20 protein-coding genes are annotated in these 17,947 nt (G+C 68.1%); 14 read left to right on the forward strand and 6 right to left on the reverse strand.

Going from position 1 to position 17,947, the window contains the following annotated elements; translation table 11 throughout:
• On the reverse strand, positions 1 to 509 hold a 509-nt coding region (locus ITP53_RS43460), incomplete at its 3' end, for an ArsR/SmtB family transcription factor (protein WP_195901320.1).
• 81 nt (positions 510 to 590) lie between these two features.
• On the opposite strand from ITP53_RS43460, the gene ITP53_RS43465 reads away from it, so the two are divergent.
• Positions 591 to 2,003, forward strand: a complete 1,413-nt coding sequence (locus ITP53_RS43465; protein ID WP_207757253.1) for an alpha/beta hydrolase family protein — start codon at positions 591 to 593, stop codon at positions 2,001 to 2,003.
• A 19-nt stretch (positions 2,004 to 2,022) separates the two neighbouring features.
• Here ITP53_RS43465 and ITP53_RS43470 read toward each other — a convergent pair whose 3' ends face one another.
• Positions 2,023 to 2,595, reverse strand: a complete 573-nt coding sequence (locus tag ITP53_RS43470; protein ID WP_195901321.1) for a dihydrofolate reductase family protein — start codon at positions 2,593 to 2,595, stop codon at positions 2,023 to 2,025.
• A gap of 78 nt (positions 2,596 to 2,673) precedes the next feature.
• Between ITP53_RS43470 and ITP53_RS43475 the strand changes: the two genes are divergently transcribed.
• The 6 genes from ITP53_RS43475 to ITP53_RS43500 all read left to right on the forward strand — a co-directional run bounded on the left by ITP53_RS43475 (position 2,674) and on the right by ITP53_RS43500 (position 8,535).
• Entirely contained in the window at positions 2,674 to 3,237 is a 564-nt protein-coding gene (locus ITP53_RS43475; protein WP_195901322.1) for a TetR/AcrR family transcriptional regulator, read from the forward strand.
• 431 nt (positions 3,238 to 3,668) lie between these two features.
• A complete protein-coding gene (locus ITP53_RS43480) occupies positions 3,669 to 5,081 on the forward strand; it encodes an APC family permease (protein WP_268961356.1) in 1,413 nt (470 codons plus the stop codon).
• Complete coding sequence (locus ITP53_RS43485) at positions 5,078 to 6,169, forward strand: P1 family peptidase (RefSeq protein ID WP_195901324.1); 1,092 nt, start codon at positions 5,078 to 5,080, stop codon at positions 6,167 to 6,169. The genes ITP53_RS43480 and ITP53_RS43485 overlap by 4 nt, the downstream gene beginning before the upstream one ends.
• Before the next feature lie 600 nt (positions 6,170 to 6,769).
• Positions 6,770 to 7,609 carry an AraC family transcriptional regulator gene (locus ITP53_RS60700; protein ID WP_207757254.1) on the forward strand — a complete coding sequence of 280 codons (840 nt, stop codon included), beginning with the start codon at positions 6,770 to 6,772 and terminating at the stop codon, positions 7,607 to 7,609.
• A 66-nt stretch (positions 7,610 to 7,675) separates the two neighbouring features.
• The gene (locus ITP53_RS43495; RefSeq protein WP_195901325.1) at positions 7,676 to 8,257 is read left to right on the forward strand and encodes a dihydrofolate reductase family protein; all 582 of its coding nucleotides are present in this window, start codon (positions 7,676 to 7,678) and stop codon (positions 8,255 to 8,257) included.
• The gene (locus tag ITP53_RS43500) at positions 8,254 to 8,535 is read left to right on the forward strand and encodes a hypothetical protein (RefSeq protein WP_195901326.1); all 282 of its coding nucleotides are present in this window, start codon (positions 8,254 to 8,256) and stop codon (positions 8,533 to 8,535) included. The genes ITP53_RS43495 and ITP53_RS43500 overlap by 4 nt, the downstream gene beginning before the upstream one ends.
• A gap of 27 nt (positions 8,536 to 8,562) precedes the next feature.
• Here ITP53_RS43500 and ITP53_RS43505 read toward each other — a convergent pair whose 3' ends face one another.
• The 3 genes from ITP53_RS43505 to ITP53_RS43515 form a co-directional block, all read right to left on the reverse strand.
• On the reverse strand, positions 8,563 to 9,081 hold the full coding sequence (locus ITP53_RS43505; protein WP_195901327.1) for a hypothetical protein: 519 nt from the start codon (positions 9,079 to 9,081) through the stop codon (positions 8,563 to 8,565).
• Positions 9,082 to 9,219: 138 nt separating this feature from the next.
• On the reverse strand, positions 9,220 to 9,861 hold the full coding sequence (locus tag ITP53_RS43510; RefSeq protein ID WP_195901328.1) for a 2'-5' RNA ligase family protein: 642 nt from the start codon (positions 9,859 to 9,861) through the stop codon (positions 9,220 to 9,222).
• Between the two features lie 349 nt (positions 9,862 to 10,210).
• Positions 10,211 to 11,032 carry a GntR family transcriptional regulator gene (locus ITP53_RS43515; protein WP_328817674.1) on the reverse strand — a complete coding sequence of 274 codons (822 nt, stop codon included), beginning with the start codon at positions 11,030 to 11,032 and terminating at the stop codon, positions 10,211 to 10,213.
• An 84-nt stretch (positions 11,033 to 11,116) separates the two neighbouring features.
• Between ITP53_RS43515 and ITP53_RS43520 the strand changes: the two genes are divergently transcribed.
• Together ITP53_RS43520 and ITP53_RS43525 are read left to right on the forward strand one after the other, a co-directional pair.
• Positions 11,117 to 11,473: a hypothetical protein gene (locus ITP53_RS43520; protein WP_195901329.1), complete on the forward strand. Its 357-nt coding sequence runs from the start codon at positions 11,117 to 11,119 to the stop codon at positions 11,471 to 11,473.
• Positions 11,461 to 11,793: a hypothetical protein gene (locus ITP53_RS43525; protein ID WP_195901330.1), complete on the forward strand. Its 333-nt coding sequence runs from the start codon at positions 11,461 to 11,463 to the stop codon at positions 11,791 to 11,793. Before ITP53_RS43520 ends, ITP53_RS43525 begins: the two co-directional genes overlap by 13 nt.
• Before the next feature lie 65 nt (positions 11,794 to 11,858).
• Here the strand turns inward: ITP53_RS43525 and ITP53_RS43530 are convergent, their stop codons facing one another.
• The gene (locus ITP53_RS43530; protein WP_195901331.1) at positions 11,859 to 12,623 is read right to left on the reverse strand and encodes a hypothetical protein; all 765 of its coding nucleotides are present in this window, start codon (positions 12,621 to 12,623) and stop codon (positions 11,859 to 11,861) included.
• Positions 12,624 to 12,935: 312 nt separating this feature from the next.
• Here ITP53_RS43530 and ITP53_RS43535 point away from each other — a divergent pair, with 312 nt between their 5' ends.
• The 5 genes from ITP53_RS43535 (at position 12,936) to ITP53_RS43555 (ending at position 17,551) form a co-directional block, all read left to right on the forward strand.
• Positions 12,936 to 14,240: a DUF2637 domain-containing protein gene (locus ITP53_RS43535; protein ID WP_195901332.1), complete on the forward strand. Its 1,305-nt coding sequence runs from the start codon at positions 12,936 to 12,938 to the stop codon at positions 14,238 to 14,240.
• A complete protein-coding gene (locus ITP53_RS43540) occupies positions 14,240 to 14,560 on the forward strand; it encodes a hypothetical protein (protein WP_195901333.1) in 321 nt (106 codons plus the stop codon). Before ITP53_RS43535 ends, ITP53_RS43540 begins: the two co-directional genes overlap by 1 nt.
• Positions 14,557 to 16,797, forward strand: coding sequence for an FtsK/SpoIIIE domain-containing protein (locus tag ITP53_RS43545; RefSeq protein ID WP_195901334.1), 2,241 nt, complete (start codon positions 14,557 to 14,559; stop codon positions 16,795 to 16,797). The genes ITP53_RS43540 and ITP53_RS43545 overlap by 4 nt, the downstream gene beginning before the upstream one ends.
• A gap of 186 nt (positions 16,798 to 16,983) precedes the next feature.
• Positions 16,984 to 17,202 (forward strand): hypothetical protein, encoded by a 219-nt coding sequence (locus ITP53_RS43550; RefSeq protein WP_195901335.1) that lies wholly within the window; start codon positions 16,984 to 16,986, stop codon positions 17,200 to 17,202.
• A 91-nt stretch (positions 17,203 to 17,293) separates the two neighbouring features.
• Positions 17,294 to 17,551: a hypothetical protein gene (locus ITP53_RS43555; protein ID WP_195901336.1), complete on the forward strand. Its 258-nt coding sequence runs from the start codon at positions 17,294 to 17,296 to the stop codon at positions 17,549 to 17,551.
• Positions 17,552 to 17,947 lie beyond the last annotated feature (396 nt).

Consider the following 17,947-nt stretch of genomic DNA (forward strand, 5'->3'; position numbering starts at 1 on the left):
TTTGTATAAGAGACAGCGGCCGAGCGGCTGTACTTGAGCAGCAGAGCGATGTACGCCTCGAAGAACTCGTCGAACTCCTCCTTGGTCATGCGTCCCATGCCGCGTGAGGCTTTGGCCCAGTCGGGGTCGCGATGGTAGGCGGCGGGGAACCGTTCGAAGAGCTCCCGGTCCTCGTCCATGCCCATGCGCTGAAATTCGGCCAGCACCGGACGGTCTTCCTCGGGGAGTTGATCGGCCGTGGGGAGTCGCAGGTCTTTGGGTCCCTCCGACCTGCGCCACCAGCGTTCGCGGCCGGTGGAGCGTTCGGGGATCTCTTCGATGAAGCCGTGCTTCTCCAACTGGCGCAGGTGGTAGCTGGTGGTGCCGGTCTTGGCGCCGAGCAGGTCGCCGAGGGTGGTGGAGGTCGCGGGGCCGTGCACGTTGAGGTGGCGCAGCATGAGCCGCCGCATGGGATGGGCGAGGGCCTTGAGTCTCGCCGGGTCGAGCAGGGACGGCTCGTCATCCTTCATGAGGAGCAGCCTATCGTCCGGCAGAACGATATCTGCAGACCTTCCTTTGCAGACAACTCTCTGCAGACTACTGTCGGCCATATGAGAAGACTGATCGTCGCCATGGCCATCGCGCTGGGGTTACTCGCGACGCCCGCCGCCGCCGCGCCGCCTCCTGACGTGCCGCCCGATCTGACCGCGCGGGAGGTGAGCTTCCCGGGCGACGGCGGGCTCGTACTGCATGGCACGGTCCTGTCGCCCGCCGGAGCGGGACCGGCGCGCCCGGGGATGGTGCTCGTGCACGGCGCCGGCACGGGCACTCCGCGCACCCAGTTGATGGGCGAGGCCGTCGAGTTCGCCCGCAGGGGCATGTCCGTGCTGATCTACGACAAGCGGTCCCAGGGGTACTCGCTCTTCGAACGGTCCTACTCCCAACTCGCCGACGACGCGCTCGGAGCCGTCGCCGCGCTCCGGGCGCAGCGGGGCGTCGATCCGGCGAAGGTCGGCATCTGGGGGCTAAGCGAGGGCGGATGGGTGGCTCCCATCGCGGCGGCCCGTTCGCGGGACATCGCCTTCGTCGTGCTCGTCGGCGCCAACGGGCAGTCGCCGCTGCGGCAGCAGACCTGGGCGGTGGCCGCCGGGCTGCGCAAGGCGGGCGTCTCGGGCTCGCTGGTGGACCTGGCCGAGCACAACCTGTACCGGGCGCTCGCCGACGGCGGCATGTTCCCCGAGCCGTACTACGACCCCGCGCCGACCATCGCGGCGGTACGGCAGCCCGTGCTCGGCATCTGGGGCACGCACGACCTGCTGACACCACCCCGGGAAAGCCCGCAGATCTTCGCCGCGGCCCTGGAGCGGGGCGGGAACCGGCACAACACCTTCCACTTCTTCGCCGGCGCAGACCACGCCGCCCACCAGACCCCCGACGGCGGCGTCACGCGACTGCCCGAACTTGCCCCCGGATACGCCGATCTGGTCGGAACCTGGGTCCGCGACGTGACGAACGGCGAAGCGCCCACCGCCCAGACTTCTGGCCCCGCCCCCGTTCAGGACTCGCTCACCAGATCGGTCGAGCCACCGGCCTGGTGGGAGTCGGCGACGGTTCAGACCGCGGCCCTGGTGCTGTTCGCGATGGCGTTCGCGGCGTATCCGGCAGTGGCGGTGGTACGGCGGCTTCGGGGCAGGTCGCGGGCGCCGGTCAGCCGCGCCGCCCGGGGGGTCAGCGGAGGCGGGCTCGCGGCGGTGCTGGGCGGATTCGCGTACCTGTTCTCCGTCGTCATGAGCGGAGGCAAGCTGGCTTCTCCCGGACCGCTGCTGGGCGACCGCCCGGTGATCTGGCTGGCGCTCCAGGCGGTCGCGGTCACGGCCGTGGTGTCCACGGTCCTCACCGCCGTGGCGTGGCGGCGTGCGCGCGGCCCCGTCGAACGTGGTGAGCGCGTACGGCTCGGCCTCCTGCTGGCAGGCGGGGCGGTGTTCATCCCCTGGGCCCTCTACTGGGGGCTCCTGCTCCCGTAGAGACATCGCGCTCTTGGCGTCAGCAGTCGCGCACGTACTCGTTGATCACGACGCCGCTCCGGTACGGCGTGCTGCGCTCGAGGCGGAAGGTGTGGGGGGCGTAGGGAGCGGCGAAGAGCGCGGGTCCCTCCTGGAGCACGACCGGGTTGACCTTGAGCACCAGCCTGTCGATCTCGTCGACGAGGGCACTGGCGAGCAGGCCGCCGCCACAGAGCCAGATGCCGGTGCCCTCCTCCTTCTTGAGCCGCCGGACGACGTCCACCGGATCCTGGCCGGTGAGCGTGATGCCGCCGGGGACGTCGCCCGGACCGCGGGTCCGCGAGAAGACGTACTGACGGGTGTGCGGGTACGGGTCGCGGGTGTGCTCGAAGCCCGCGGCGTAGGTGTTCCAGCCCATCAGCGTCGTGTCGAACCGCGACCCGTCGGCGGTGAGGCCGAGCATCCGCAGCCCCACCTCCGGCAGGGTGTCGCGGTAATCCCGTTTGATCATCTCGATGTGGTCACCCTCGACCGGGAACGCCGAGAAGTCGTCACCCGGGGCCGAGATCCGGCCGTCGAGCGAGACCGCGACGTAGTAGGTGAGCTCTCGCATTCCGATCTCCATCCACAGCAGATGTAGTGATTGCGAGAAATGTACTACACCAGTCGTGGTTGCGCTACCCTCGATGCCGTGGCACGCAACGCAGGACGACGGGCGGAGCTGGCGGACGCCGGGATCGCGGTGCTGGCGCGCGAGGGCTCCCGCGGTCTCACCCATCGCGCCGTCGACGCCGAATGCGGCGCCCCGACCGGCACCACGTCCAACTACTTCCGCTCCCGCGCCGACCTGCTCGAGGGCCTGGTCGCCCGGATCATCGAACGCTTGGCCCCGGACCCGGAGGTGCTCGCCGAGCTCGCCTCCCACCCGCCCGACCGCGCGTCGTTCGGCCGCCACCTGCGCGACATCGTGCGCCGGCTGAGCGCCCACCCGGAGGTCACGCTGGCGTGGTTCGAGCTGCGGCTGGAGGCGGCGCGGCGCCCCGAGGTCGCGGAACTGATGCGGGGCGTCCTCCTGGAGGGCTTCCACGGCGACGTCGCCTACAACAAGGCCGCCGGCCTGCCCGGCGGGCCGGCGGAGATCGCGCTGTTCCACTACGCCGTCGACGGACTGCTGTTCGACCGGCTCACCGTCTCGATCGACCCCGGCACCCCCACCGACAAGGTGGTCGAGGCGCTGGTCGACGGGCTGCTCTGACCCGGACCGGCCAGGCACGTTGCCGCCCAGCACGCCCAGGCCGTTCGGGTGGAATGAGCAGAACCCCAGGACCGCGTCACTCGACTGCGGGTCCGTGATCATACGTGCGCATGCTCGTACCCGATATTCGAGTTCTGCACGGCCGCCGGCCTGTGGTTCGTCCGGCACCACCCGAATGAGGACCCTGCGAACATCCTGGAAAGTACGTGGATGTCCGCTCACACCGCGCGGGACCTGTGGTCGCGGATCCTCAGTGGTCAGGCGCGGTGATCATCCGGTGGTCGTGCGCTGTGCGAGAAAGCGCCGGCGGTCTACTCGGCCGATCGCATGTGGGGCGTCCTGATCTGTGTGGAAGTAGATCTTCCAACCAGAATCTTTCTATTTGTGCTGATTCTCTTTAAGCTGCGGCCATCCGTCCGTAGGGAGGATCTATGACGACCGAAACACCGCCAACTGACCAACCGGATCCCTCCCAGGCCACCCTCCACAGAGGGCTGAGCGTCCGAGGTGTTGTGGCGTTGGCCGTCAGCGACATCACGCCCATGGCTTCACTGCTCATCATCGCGCCCGTCGTCCTGGGCCTGGCCGGCACGGCATCGTTCTGGGCATACCTGGTGGGGTGTTTCCTGGCCATCTGTGTCGCCCTGTGCATGGGCGAACTCGGTTCGATGTATCCGGTCGCCGGTGGGCTGTACTCCATCGTCCACCGGGTGCTCGGCCGTCCGCTGGGATTCCTCGCACTGATCGACTACATCGCCCAGGGAGTCTTCCTCCCCGCCAGCATCGCCCTCGGCGTGGGCACCTATCTGCACGCCCTCCACGACTCCATCCCGATCAACCTGTCCTCCGCGATCGCCATGGCCGTCGTGACCCTGCTGGCGGTACTGCGGATCCATGTGGGCGCGGTCCTCGTCGCCGTGTTCCTGGCGATCGAGGTCATCGTCATCGGCGTCCTGAGCGTGGCCGGCTTCCTGAACTGGAACCAGCCCCTGTCCATCTTGTTCGCCCCCGTCATCGCCGACGGAGCCACGCTGACCTCTGTGGGGGCGGGCGTGGTCGTCGCCGCCCTGGCCATCACGATGTTCTCGGTCAACGGCTACGACAGCGCCATCAACTTCTCCGAAGAAACCCGAGGCGCCCCAAGCAACATCGGCAAGGCCGTGGTGATCGCCGCTGCGGCCGGAATCGTCCTGGAGCTGGTCCCCTTCGTCGGCGGACTGTTCGGGGCGCAGAACCTCAACGCCTACCTCTCAAGCGCGACACCCCTTACCGACCTCGTGGGAACCCTCTGGGGTGACACCGCCAAGAACATCATCATCGTGGGGGCGCTCTTCGCCGTGATCAACGCGATCCTGGCCATCACGCTGCAGTTCTCCCGGATCCTGTGGTCCAGCGCCAGGGACAAGGCGTGGCCGACACCGGTCAACCATGCCCTGAGCCGGGTGCATCCCACCTTCCGCTCTCCCTGGGTCGCCACTCTGCTGACCGGTGGCGTCGCCACGGTCCTGTGCTTCGCCTCCGACCTGGTCACGGCCGTCACCTTCACCGCGGTTCTGATCATCGCGCTGTACGGCCTTGTCGCCGTCGCCGCCCTGGTGAGCCGCATTCGTGACAAGGGCGCCGAGCGTCCCTCCCGAATGCCGCTGTGGCCGCTGCCCCCCGTGCTGGTCCTCGTCGGGATCATCATCGCCATCACCCAGCAGACCGCTCGCGACATCTGGATCGTAGCCATCCTCTTCGCCGTCGGGCTGGTCTACTACTACGTCTTTCTGCACCGATCGCGGCAAGAACGCTGGGTACCCCACACCATCGCCGAAGAGACCATCCTGGAGCAGCGCACATGAGCAGACCTGCAGGCCGCGGCCGCGCTCGCGATCTCGGGTTCCCCGTCGGGGTTCTCCGACCCGGCCCACTCAACGCCATCACCGACGTCGCCGGTGTCAGGGTCGGCCAGGCGACGGTCTGGAACGACGACGGAGTCATCGCCCGCACCGGCGCCACCGCCATCTGGCCGCATGAGGGAAACCCCTTCCGCGAGCGGGTCTACGCGGCCACCAGCGTCTTCAATGGCTACGGCATCATGACCAGCGACATCGTCCTGCACGAGTGGGGCCTGATGGGAGCCCCCATCGTGCTGTGCGACACGGCCAACCTCGGTATCGCCTACGACGCGTCCGTACGGTACATGACCGAACGTGACCCTTCCGTCGGAACCGACGACGTGCTCATGCCCATCGTGGCCGAATGCGACGACGGCTTCCTCAACGACAACCGGTCCACCACCCTCACTGCCGAGCACGTCATGGCGGCGCTGGATTCGGCAGTGGACGGACCCGTCGAAGAAGGCGCCGTAGGAGCCGGCACCGGCACCCAGATGTTCGACTTCAAGGGAGGCATCGGCACTGCCTCCCGAGTGATCCAGATCGGCTCCCGCACGTTCACCATCGGCGTGCTACTCAACACCAACTACGGAACCCGCTCCCAGCTGCAGATCGCCGGCAACCGGCTGGGACAGCAGCTGACCGATGACATGCCCTCGCACCACAAGGAAGGCTCCTGCATCGCGGTCGTGGCCACCGACCTTCCCCTGCACCCCGCACAGCTGCGGCGCCTGGCCCGGCGAGTCGACATCGGGCTCGGACGCACCGGCAGCGTCGGCAACGACGGGTCCGGGGAGATCTTCCTGGCGTTCTCCACCGCGCACCGCATCCCGCGCGAAGCCACCGACGGCATCATCCCCATCGAGGTGATGGTCGAAGGACAGTTCTGGACCCATGGGTCACCGTTCGACCTCATCTTCGACGCCGTCGCCGAAGCATCGGAAGAGGCCGCGCTCAACGCCCTCTGCCAAGCCGACACCGTCTCCGGACGCGACGGCAACCGGCTCACCGGCTTCCCGATCGACAAGGCCCTCGACCTGATGTACCCCTGATCCCGAGCCATCAAGGCAGTTCCTGGCGTACCAATGCCTTGGCGAACGGCTCCCCGGTCGCGCGAGCGTATGCCATCCGTGCGCGTGCTTCGCTGAGCGTACGCGGGCGGTAGCCAGGTCCACCACAACAACTCTTGTGGAAGCGGACGCCCGCGTGCAGCAACAGAGAGAGCACCCTCCAGGCGGCGATGTCTCTTCGAGGCGGGGCCGCGAAGGCGGAACCGACATGGACCAGCGGCTCGGCGCAGCGAGGGCAGGAGCGCTCGTTGCGACCAGGGCGGGGGTAGGGCTGCTTGTACGAGGCCCGGCAAGGCAGGCAGACGAAGGACGTCTTCGCATGGACCATACGATCAGATTAAGGGAGTCACCGGCCGAGATCGACGGGTTTCCTGCCCGCCGTCGCGGCATTCCGGACCTGACGAAAGTCGGGGTGAACGTCAGGCGCGGGACTCGCTGAACCAGCCCCCAGCCGAGGGCAGGAGGGGCAGGACGATGACTGCCCAGGTAAGCATGCGAGCGCCGAACACCGCACCCCGGTTCCGCGACTGACGGCGTACGACGACCTGGCGGCGCGCCCGTGCATCGGCGATGCTGTGACGCGTGGAGTACGTGTCCAGAGTGCCGCGACCGCCGCTGGACGGGCTGATCGACGACCTCTACTACCTGGAGGGCGCGCCGCCGTACCCCAGGCTGACGCTGCCGCCGATGCCGTCGGCGGTGCTCATCCTCAACCTCGGGGCGCCGTTCCGCATCCGCGCCGGCACCGACCTCGAAACGGCCGAGTACGCCGACGGCTGCGTGGTCACCACACCCACCCGCGCCTTCGAGTTCGGCTACCCACCGGGGACCCGGTCAGTCGGCGTGCACTTCAAGCCGTGGGGGCCGGCGCCGTTCCTGCCGATGCCCGCGGCCGAGTTGTGCGACCGGCCGGTGACGGTGGAGCAGGTCTGGGGCCGCCCCACCGTTGCCGAGCTGCGAGACCGGCTGGCCACGGCGGCCGGGCCGTACGAGATGCTGACGCTGCTCGAGGACGAGCTGATGCGACGGCTCCGCGAGACCGCCGGCCTGGGGCTGGTCCGCCACACGAGCAGCGTCATCGCGGCGGCCACGGGAGCGGTGGCGATCCGCGACCTGAGCGTGGCCTCCGGCGTCAGCAGCACCCATCTGGCACAGCGGTTCAAGGAGCTCATCGGCGTCACGCCGAAGCGGCTCGCCCGCATCTACCGCTTCGCCGCCACCGTGCTCGCGATCGACCCCGCCGGACCGGTCGACTGGGTCGACCTCGCCGGATCCGCCGGCTACTTCGACCAGGCCCACTTCGGCCACGAGTTCCGGAAGTTCACGGGGCTCACGCCGACCCGGTACGTCGACGTCCGGCGGCGGTTCCTGCGCGAACATCCGGGCCATGCGCTCGACGTCGGGCCGCTGCCGGCCGATTGATTTCTTACAAGAGTGACAGCTCACGACACGCTAATTTGGGGGCACCCCAAAGCAGAGGAGAGCCCCGTGGGCAAGGTGGTCATGTACAGCTCGGTGTCGGTGGACGGCTTCGTCGCGGACGAGAATGACCAGCCCGGACCGCTGTTCGACTGGTTGTCCAACGGTGACGTCCCGTTGGACGAGAGCGGCGAGATGAAGGTGTCGCAGACGTCCTACGACTACACCCGGGCGTACTGGGACCAGATCGGAGTCACGATCGTCGGCCGCCACGTCTTCGACCTGACGGACGGCTGGGGCGGCAAGCCGCCGGGCGGCATCGACCACGTGGTCGTCGTGTCGCACCGGCCGATGCCCGAGGGCTGGGACCCCGAGGCGCCGTTTCACTTCGTCGACAGCGTCGAGGCAGCCGTGGCCAAGGCGCAGGAGCTTGCGGGTGACCGCATGGTCGAGGTCGCCGCTGGCGACGTCGGTGGCCAGGTGCTTGCCGCGGGCCTGATCGACGAGGTGCGCATGGACGTCGTACCCGTCGTGTTCGGGTCCGGCAAGCGCTACTTCGGGTCGGTCCACGCGCAGCACCTGTTGGAGGATCCTGACGTGGTGATCCAGGGCAACCGGGTGCTCCACCTGCGCTATCGGGTGCGCCGATGACTGATCTGAGCGGGTACGCGAAGAAGCTCGCACTGCCGTCGGGCTTCGACGCGCCCCGCCTGCTGCGGTACGACGACGTCACCGCCCACGCGATCACCCGCGACGACCTCGTCGCCGACGTGCGCGGCATCAACGCGAGCCTCGACCTGATCCGCGAGACCCGCGGCGGCACGTGGCCGACCGGTCCGGTCACCGAGGAGGCCCTGCAGCGTTGGGTCACCGAGGACTACCCGTTCACCCGACCGCACTACTCGAACGTACGGATTCCACCGGCCTGACCCCCGGCCGGCGCGTGAGCTCGTTCCTTAGCCGTTGAGGCATCTGTAGCCGTTGGCATCCCAGCACTCGTCGGCCGCCGAGGCCAGGATGACCACGTCCGTCCCGTACTCGAGTGGGCCCTCAAGGGACACGCCGACGACCCGCTTCCCGAATGTCTTGGTCAGGTCATATGCCTCGCACCCCGCAGCGCAGTCACGACTACGTTCGGAGGCCGGCCCGCCGGCCCACCCCGCCTTCACGAAGGCGGCCAAGACGTTCTTCGCCTTCACATCCTCAATATGGACGGACACATACGACCCGTGTGTAGAGGAATCGCAGTCGTTCATGTCCTCCATGGCCCCAGCAAGTCCCGTCTGAGTGAGAACGGGGCTCAATACCTTTCGAACAAGGGCGTTCTCATAATCCGCCCGTTTGTGACACAGCTCGCCACCGGCGACCACACCCAAGAGCCCGCATCCTGTGGATGAGACGATCGTCAGGACGATGAGGACCAGCGTCGGCCACCGGTTTTTCACCATCTCCCGCGCCTGACGCAACCTGATCACCGCGCCAGTCAACCACAGACTCCACAATTGACACTTGCTCACACGAGTTCCGCCGCCTATCGGGCGGCGGCTTAAACCGTATAGAAGGTTGTAACCACGCCCGATCTTGTGGCCGCCGTCCTGCCGGTTGACCTGCTGTCAACGCCCCCGGAGGGGCGCTGTCGTACGGGTGTTCCAGCGGTAGACCCACTCGGGCTCCAGGACCCGGTTCTGCACGATCAGCGCCACCTGATCCACCTGGATGCTCACCGCGTCGGCCTGGACCGTATCCAGGGCGTCAATGTAGGGCTCGGCCGGTCCTGGCGTGTTGAAATAGGTCAGGCTCACGTGTGGGTGGAACCCCTTGGCCTGCTCGGCTGCTGTCGGCGCGTTTCCGGTGACGTCGGCTATGCCGTTCCTGATCTCGTTCCAGATCTGGTGCAACGGTTCTGCTGGGGCTGGACCCAAGACCACTGCCTCGCCGATGACTACAGGCCTGTGAAAGGTCAGCTCAACGGAGTGGAGTTGCCCCAGGCGTACGGCTACCGCCTTGGTGACCTGGTCGAGCCGTTCCTCGGTCACCTCGTCGACGAACCCCACCGACTGCACAGTGAGGTGCAGCCACTGGGCCGGGATCGGGTTATGTCCATCGATCGAGGCGAGAGCCGTTTGGTAGCGCTCGGCAAGCTGGTGCAGTTGTGGCGCGTGCTCGAACGTCAGGTGCCAGGTGTGGATCAGGCGGCCAGGCCGCCAGCCTTGTCGTGGCCACCAGTGCGACCGGACCTCATCGACGTTCTCCATGGTCATCGGCGTCCTCAGATCTGGGAAGGAGCGTCAGGGACGTTCGGCTCTGGGTCGATCAGGTTACTCATCGATGATGGTTACCCGATCTGCCGGGCCGAATCGACTCCAACACTTCCAGTACGGTCCCCCGAAGCTGCCGTACGGCCACGCAAAGGCCCTCCCGGATCCATCCGGGAGGGCCTTTGAAATGGGAGCCGCCTTGGGGATTCGAACCCCAGACCCCTTCATTACGAGCAACGTATCCCTAGGGCTCTCGACCTGGAGTATCGCCAATATCCCAGGTCAGGAGCCCTATGCGTCACCAGACGCACGCAAACGGGCGCAGATCAACGCACCCCATGCATGATCATTTCTCCCCGTTCTCTCCCAAGCCTCTCCCCGCCCCCGAGAGCCCCGACGCCAGCCCGTCGAGCGGCATCGGCCCCGAGTAGCCGAGCAGGAACCGATCCGCCGGCAACACGATCTCGGCCATCTCGACCACCCGCTCGCCGGCCTCATACGTGCGCGTGATCGTGAGCACGACCGAGCCGCGCGCTATCTGGAGCTGGTCGCACTCCTCGATCGATCCCGGCCGCGCGCCGACCGTCTCATCCCAACGGTCGATCACGACCCCGATCGCCAGCATGCGCTCAAACACTCCGCGCCCGCCGTGCGGACCCTCCTCGGGCACAACGATGTCCGTGCCGCGCGTGAGATCGAGCGGCTCGTACGAGGTCGAGAGCATCACCGGGCGGCCATCGGACGTGAACACGTAGGACGTACACAGAACGTCGTGACGACGCCCCTCGGGCTCGCCCAGGCCCAACCGCTCGCGCACGTAGGCCGGCGCGAACGTCGTCTCAGACCGGTACGACCATGAGCCCTCGCGCCCCTGCTCAGCCAGGCTCGCCCGGAACGGCGACCCACCAGCTCGTCGCCCGTACCAGGCGCGCACGAGCTTTCGCACGGGCGGGCGCTCGGTGACGAACGTCCCAGCGCCCGGCCGCGCCACGGCGAGCCCTTCCGAGATGAGCACGCCGATCGCCTGCTTGGCCACCGCGTCGGACACGCCCCATTCGCGCATGATCTCGGGCCGCGAAGGCAGCCGCGTACCTGGCAGGCACTCCCCCGCCTCGATCCGGCGGCGCAACTCGTCCGCGATTTGCCGATATAGGAGCTGGGATTTCACGGGTCCACCTTGACGGGCTGAGGACACAACTATCAAGCTGAGTCCACCACAAGACAGGCTGTGTCATCAGATGAGGACCCCCGTATGGACCAGCGGGTATTTCCAGGGCGGCCAGAGTCGGCAGCCGAGGCCGAGCGCTGGGTGCGCGACCAGATCGGGGAGCACGTCAGCCCGCCGGTTGCCCGGCAGGCCGCCGCCCTTGCGCGCGAGCTGGTCGAGAGCGCATTGCACTCGATCAACGCCGGCGCGCAGATCGCCGTCGACGTGATCCGCGTGCGCAAGGGCGTGCGGGTGCAAGTCGCTGATCCCAGCGGGAAAGAGCGCGACAACGTGATGCGGGCCGTCTCGATCCCGTCCGACGAGTTCGGCTGCGTGGGCGGCGACGGCGGACACACGGCCTGGGCCACCCTCTACGAAAGGGATCAGGCATGGAACGCATGATCGAGCTGCTCGTCAAGAGCGTCCCAGATCTGCCACTGACGCAATATCGGGTGTGCCTGCGCCGCGAGCAGACGGACGAGCAGCTCGTGCTCTCCTGGGACACCATGAGCGGCGGCGCAGTGCGCACGCGCCTCGGTTGGCTTGCCAACCAGGCGAACAAGTACGGCGGGGACACCGAGGCGTGGGTCAAGGACCAGATCGGAGAGCTGATACAGCAGGGATGGTGCGTGACGGTGGTTGACGTGCGCGCGCCTCGCTGCCCAGGCGATCGCGGGTCGGTGCCCGACGAGCTGCCGCCCAGCATGCTCGGGCTCTATTGATTGGACACGACGACGGCCCCCGGCACACCGCCGGGGGCCGTCGTCGTGTCCGGCCGGGCTGATTACTATTTTTCGGTCAGCCAGCCGATCAACCAGCTAGTGAAGGCACCCGTCCCAAACGACGCGACATTAAGCCATATGTCATCTCGCTTACGCTGCCAATAGCTGGGGCGATCGGCCTTCAAAGCGTTTACCAAGATCGCACCGCGCTTCCTCTTAGCCGACACAACAGCGATTACTGGGAGCAGAAATATAGGCCCTATCACTGCGGGCACTAACCACACATCGCTTTTTTCGCTTCGCCTCAGCGCGTTCGCTAACTCAGTTGCATCAGGCGTGGGTGCCAGAGCTACGTAGATCACACCCACAAGCCCTATGAGCCCCGCGAGGAGCAGCGACACAGCGCCAATGTTCAGAGCCATATTTCTGGTCCACCACCCGACGGAGATTTCAGACCTTGGGGTCGCAGGAGGGCGTCGGTGTAGCAGCCGCAGCCGCAGCCGTGGGCGACATCTGTCCTGAATAGCTATGCGAATGCCGTTGGCCACGGTATTGGGCTCAGTGACGGTAACCGTAGCCTCATCGGGAGTAAGCCGAACGACGATCTCGGTTTTCGAATCGGCTTTCTTGGCAATGATTCGCAGCTTGGTGATCTCCCCTGGCAGTTGGTCGAAGTCATCCGGATGATCTGCTATGGATTCGTCGGCCTCGATGCGTAGTTTGCCGAGTTCTGCTACGGCTTTCGCGATGGCGATCAGGTCTTCCCGGTACAGCCGGATAGCGCCCAGCTTGTAGACCTCGGTCTGGAGGGTGGTACGGCGGACTGCCATAGCCCCAATCTTGGCGGATCGCCGTGGGCTATGGGGGCTAAATGCGGCCACAGGACAGGTGGAAATTGCCCCCCGACCAGCGGATGAGCAAGCTGATGACACAGCTTGCTAGACGCCGCGCCCAATCCTTGATACCTTGTCGCTAATTGCAACAACGTTTGGAGGAGCCCAGGCACACACCGCTCGCGCACACACCCCACCGCAACACCGCGCACGCCTCCCCAGCGTGCGCCCACAAAGCAAAAGCGGGGCCAGCGATCCAGACGCCAGCCCCGCAGCACGATCCCCTGACAAGACCAGGAGAGACGCACCATGCGCAACCCTTTCACGCGCTCAAACAAGCGCGCCACCCCCGCCGGCCAGCTCGCACCAATCGAGCGCGCCCGGTTCTCCAAGGCCGGTGACAGAGCCGTCTTGGCCGTCGCCGTGATCGTCACGCTCGGCGTGGCCGCCGCCGCCGGATACATCAGCTTCCGCCACTTTGTAGACCTCGCGATCAAGCTCGGCGAAAACCCGTCCGAGGCATTCCTGTACCCGGCCGCCGCCGAGGGCATGATCATCATGGCGAGCTTGGTCAAGCTCTACTGCTCGCGCCGCACCATCCGAACGCCGTTCCTCGCCTGGGCCTGCCTCGCGTTCGGCGTGATCGTCGCGGTCGTCGTCAACGTCGTTCACGGCTCCACACGCGGCACGGGTTCCGCCCTGCTAGCCGCTCTCGCGCCGGTCGCGTTCCTGGGCTCGTACGAGCTGCTGATGCGGCTGATCCGCCTTGTGCGCGTCACCGCCGCCCCCGCCGTCGTCGAGCCGACCGAGTTGCACGTCTGCCCCGAGCCGACCGAGGTCGAGCGCGTCGTCGAGATCGAGCGGCGCGTCGAGGTCCCCATGCCCGTCGAGCGGACGGTCGAGCGCGTCGTCGAGCAGCGCGTCGAGGTGCCCGTGACGATCGTCCCGGCCGACGCCTTGGACGCCGCCCGCATCGCGTACGAGCACAGCCTGGCGACGCCCGGCCGAGCGCTCGGGCAGCGCCTCCTGGCGCGCCGTTTCGGGATCGAGTTGAACGCCGCGCGAGAGATCATCGAATCGTCACAGCAGGCCCTCGCGCTGGCCGCCGACGAGCAGCCCGTCGAGCCCCCGGCCGTGACGGTCTCGGACGCCGCCGGCGAGCCCGCCGAGAACCGTCACGAGAGCGCCGTCGAGCAGCCCGTCGACGAGCCCGCGCACACCGGCGCGAGCGACCCGCTTGTGACGGTCTCCGAGCAGCCCCACGAGCCCGCCGAGAACCGTCACGCGGCCCCGGCCGAGCAGCCCGTCGACGAGCAGCCCACCGACGCGCGCCGACCTGCGGAAACTGCCGATTCTGTGACGGTCGCCGAGACGGTCGAGAACCGTCACGAGGGCGCCCCCGCCGAGCCCGCCGAGAGCGCCCACGAGACCGCCGTCGAGCACCCGGCCGTGACGGTCCCCGACACCCTCCCGGCGGGCGTTCTGCTCCCGTCACAGGCGCACCCCGACGACGCCGCCGAATACCCCGCCGGGGCGTGGTTGGCCGACCAGCTCGTGACCGCTTCCAACGGCTCCCGCGAAACCGTCACCGACAACGGCCAGGAGGGCGTGTGATGACCACCTTGCTCGCCTGGCTCATGTCCGCCGCCGTGCTCGCTCTCGCGTCGTTCCGTCCGACCGCGCCGACCGAGGCGCGCCGTGCCGGCGAGATCGTCACCACCGTCCGCGCCGCCGGGTTCGCCCGATGCGCGCTGGGCGCGCTCGTCGCCCTCGCCGTGGTGCTGCTGTACGTGCTCGCCGACCTGATCCGGATCACCCGCGCGGCCGCCCTCGGCGCGGCCAAGGCCGCCGACTGGTTGGCCGCGTGGATCGAGACCCTGTGGGCCGACGCCCAGGCCCGCCGTAACACGCTGACGCTGGAGGTTGTGAAGTGAGCGCGCTGCCTATCGACGAGCCGACCGAGAACGCGATCGAGGGCGTCGTGATGCCGCTCCGCCTCCCGAGGGTGGAGGAGCTGCCCGCACCGGCCGCCGAGGCGGTGGCCGAAAAACTCGAGGATTCCCTACCAGACGAGGGGGGAAACCTCGAGGTTTTGCCCGACGACGAGCAGGCCGCCGAGGTGCTTGAGGGGCGCGTGCTCGTCGACCAGGCCGCCAGCGTGCCGACCACGCACCGGCTCGCCGTCCTGCGCGACCTGCGCACCGACCGCCCGCCCGTGATCCCCATGTGGCTGCGCTCGCGCGAGGCTGCGGCCGAGCGGCTGCGCTGGGAGGCCGAGCACGCCGGCTACGTGTGCGCGTATCACACGCTGCGCGTGCCCGCCTACGCCGGCCGCCTGCTGCGTCGCTCCCCGCGCGGCCTGGCCTGGCTCGTGCGCGACGTGGCCCGCTGGGTGCGCGACGTCGAGACGGCCCCGCTGCGGGCGGGGACGATCCAGCGCAACGCGACTGGCGAATATCTGCTGGTCGCACGCGAGCACAAGACGCGCGTGCGTGGCCGCCTGATCCAGGTCGGCATCGCGGCGCTCGTCGCGGTCGTCGGCGGGCTGCTCGTCAACGTGGCCGCCCCCGGCTGGGCGCAGTGGGGCTCGCTCGCGGCGGTGCTCGCCCTGCTCGGCAAGTACGGCACGCCGCGCGACAAGCAGGTGTTCGACCGGCCGGTGATGCCGGCGCGCGTGCAGCGGCTCACCTCGGATGTGGTCGAGCGCGCTCTTGGCGCGATCGGCATCGCCGAGCTGGCCAAGGCCGCCGCCAAGCACGAGATCGAGTTCATCGCCCCGATTCGCGAGGACGGGCCGGGCTGGCGGGCCGACGTCAACCTGCCGTTCGGCGTGACGGCGGCCGACGTGATGGAGGTTCGCAACCGGCTCGCGTCGGCGTTGCGGCGCCCCCTCGGCGCGGTGTGGCCCGAGCCCGTCTCGGAGGCGCACCCCGGCCGCCTGGTGCTCTGGGTCGGTCACGAGGAGATGCGCAAGCAGGCACAGCCCGCGTGGCCGCTGCTCAAGGCCGGGCGCGCCGACCTGTTCCAGGCGTTCCCGTACGGCACGGACAACCGCGGGCGTTGGATTCCGGTTGAGCTGATGTTCGGTAACGCGCTGATCGCGAGCATGCCGCGCTACGGCAAGACGTTCGCGCTGCGCGTGCTGCTGATGGCGTGCGCGCTCGATCCCTCGGCCGAGCTGCGGCTGTGGGAGCTGAAGGGCACGGGCGACCTCAAGAGCCTGGAGCAGGTCGCGCACCGGTACGGCAGCGGCGCGAGCGAGGAGGTTCTTGCCCGCGCGCTGGCCGACCTGCGCGAGGTGTTCGCCGAGCTGGAGCGCCGCGCCGAGGTGATCAACGATCTGCCGGCGGACCTGTGCCCCGAGTTCAAGGTGACGCGCCAGCTCGCCGACACGCGCGCCCTGGGCCTGCACCCGCTCGTGCTCGCGATTGACGAGTGTCAGGAGCTGTTCGCCCACGAGGAGTTCGGCCCCGAGGCGGCCAAGCTCGCGACGGCGATCATCAAGCGCGGCCCGGCGCTCGGCATCATCATGCTCCTGGCCACGCAGCGCCCCGATCGCAAGAGCCTGCCCACGGGGATCAGCGCGAACGCCGGTATCCGCATCTGCCTGCGCGTGATGGGACAGGTCGAGACCGACATGATCCTCGGCACGGGCGCGCACAAGTCCGGCATCCGCCCGTCGCTGTTCACCAGGAACGACAAGGGCATCTCTTGGACGGTGGGGCTCGCTGACGATCCCCTGCTGGCCAAGGCCGCCTATCTCGACGCCAAGACGAGCGACCAGATCGCTAAGAGGGCGCGTGAGCTGCGCGAGCAGGCGGGCACGCTCTCGGGCCACGCGATCGGCGAGCAGCCCGCGCCGGCCATCGAGCATGACCTGCTCGCCGACGTGCTCGCCGTGGTCGGCCCGGAGGAGGAGAAGATTTGGAACAGCCGGGTTGCTGCCCGGTTGGCCGAGTTGCGGCCGAGCGTCTACGGGCAGTGGTCGGGCTTGGATGACGCCGAGCGGACGGCGGCGATGACGGCGGCGCTGCGTCCATTCGGGGTGCAGGTTGGGCAGGTCTGGGGGCAGCTCGATTCCGGGGATGGCGCGAACCGGCGGGGGTTTGCGCGTGCCGATGTGGTGCGGCTGGTGAGCGAGCGACGCCGGGTTCGGGCGGCGGCTGGGTAGGGTCGCTGCGGGTCGTTGTTCGGGCGCTGGGCGTCTCGCCGTTGGGCGGGGCGTCCAGCGCTTTTTTGTGTGCCTGGCCTGGGGTGATGCCGCTCCGGACAAACCTTGTCGTATGAGTTGACACCCTTCCTGGCCCCCTCCTAACGTTGTCGCATCAGCCAACGAGGTTTGACAGGAGACAGGACCATGACCAGCCACAACATCCCCAACGAGATCCCGGCCGAACGCGTAAAGCCCGGTGTCGCAATCCAGCGCGTGAACCTCTACCGCGACGGCGTGTTCGTCCGCCAGGTCCGCTACCCCGGCACCGAGCGCCAGGCGCGTGCGTACGCGCAACTCCAGATCACGCACGACACCGACCCCTATTGGCACTACCTCCTCCGCGTCTTGCGCGGCGAGGCGTAGTCGCCACCGACCAGCCGCAACCACCAATCGGCCCCTGCCGCCGCTACTCGGCCGGGGCCACCCCTCAACCAGCACCCAGGAGGTTCACTCCTTGTACGGCTTCCAGCTCGGCGACCACGTGGCCACGCGCGCCGGCGTGATCGATCGAGTGCCGCACCAGCGCACGCGCGTTGGCCGCGTGACCGGCTTCGGCCGCTCAGACACCGGCGACCCGTTCGTGATCGTGACGTGGCCAGGCCCGGACGGCGACGCGGAGCTCTACCCGCCCGTGCGGCTCGTGCGCGTCTATCGCGACTGGGCGGGCATCCCGCGCCCGATCGAGCAGCGCCGCTGTAGGTCGATCGCCTGACGTGTCGATTCGTCGCCCCGCACCCCTCGCCGAGGGTGCGGGGCGTCGTCGTGTCTGCGCGCCGTTTCTCCAGCTCAACCGTGATCACAGGACGATAACGGTAAGGGTTACCCGAACCCTTCGGCTAAGGGATGTAGGGGTAGGGGGAAGGGGGAAGGTAGTTAGTAACTCTCCCTACGTACAAATACAGGTACGTAAGTCTGAGACGCCTGCGGCGCACAGACGCCCGCGCCGATCAGCAACGAGCAGACGAGCGACCAGCGACACGAACCGGCACGCACCGCGCCCACGAGCAGCAGCCACCACACCGCCCTAGACGGCGCTCAAACCGGCCGCACACCTAGCAACCCCGCCTGCTAGGTCTAGCAACGCCGCTAGCGGCCCATCGCCCCTCTG

Source organism: Nonomuraea cypriaca (genome assembly GCF_015645445.1).
In the GTDB taxonomy this organism is placed as follows: Bacteria; Actinomycetota; Actinomycetes; order Streptosporangiales; family Streptosporangiaceae; genus Nonomuraea; species Nonomuraea cypriaca.

Excerpts from the sequence above, each read along its gene's own strand:
- ITP53_RS43465 (WP_207757253.1), top strand. The coding sequence starts at position 591 with ATGAGAAGACTGATCGTCGCCATGGCCATCGCGCTGGGGTTACTCGCG.
- ITP53_RS43470 (WP_195901321.1), bottom strand. The coding sequence starts at position 2,595 with ATGCGAGAGCTCACCTACTACGTCGCGGTCTCGCTCGACGGCCGGATC.
- ITP53_RS43480 (WP_268961356.1), top strand. The coding sequence starts at position 3,669 with ATGACGACCGAAACACCGCCAACTGACCAACCGGATCCCTCCCAGGCC.
- ITP53_RS43485 (WP_195901324.1), top strand. The coding sequence starts at position 5,078 with ATGAGCAGACCTGCAGGCCGCGGCCGCGCTCGCGATCTCGGGTTCCCC.
- ITP53_RS43500 (WP_195901326.1), top strand. The coding sequence starts at position 8,254 with ATGACTGATCTGAGCGGGTACGCGAAGAAGCTCGCACTGCCGTCGGGC.
- ITP53_RS43510 (WP_195901328.1), bottom strand. The coding sequence starts at position 9,861 with ATGGAGAACGTCGATGAGGTCCGGTCGCACTGGTGGCCACGACAAGGC.
- ITP53_RS43520 (WP_195901329.1), top strand. The coding sequence starts at position 11,117 with ATGGACCAGCGGGTATTTCCAGGGCGGCCAGAGTCGGCAGCCGAGGCC.
- ITP53_RS43525 (WP_195901330.1), top strand. The coding sequence starts at position 11,461 with ATGGAACGCATGATCGAGCTGCTCGTCAAGAGCGTCCCAGATCTGCCA.
- ITP53_RS43530 (WP_195901331.1), bottom strand. The coding sequence starts at position 12,623 with ATGGCAGTCCGCCGTACCACCCTCCAGACCGAGGTCTACAAGCTGGGC.
- ITP53_RS43535 (WP_195901332.1), top strand. The coding sequence starts at position 12,936 with ATGCGCAACCCTTTCACGCGCTCAAACAAGCGCGCCACCCCCGCCGGC.
- ITP53_RS43540 (WP_195901333.1), top strand. The coding sequence starts at position 14,240 with ATGACCACCTTGCTCGCCTGGCTCATGTCCGCCGCCGTGCTCGCTCTC.
- ITP53_RS43550 (WP_195901335.1), top strand. The coding sequence starts at position 16,984 with ATGACCAGCCACAACATCCCCAACGAGATCCCGGCCGAACGCGTAAAG.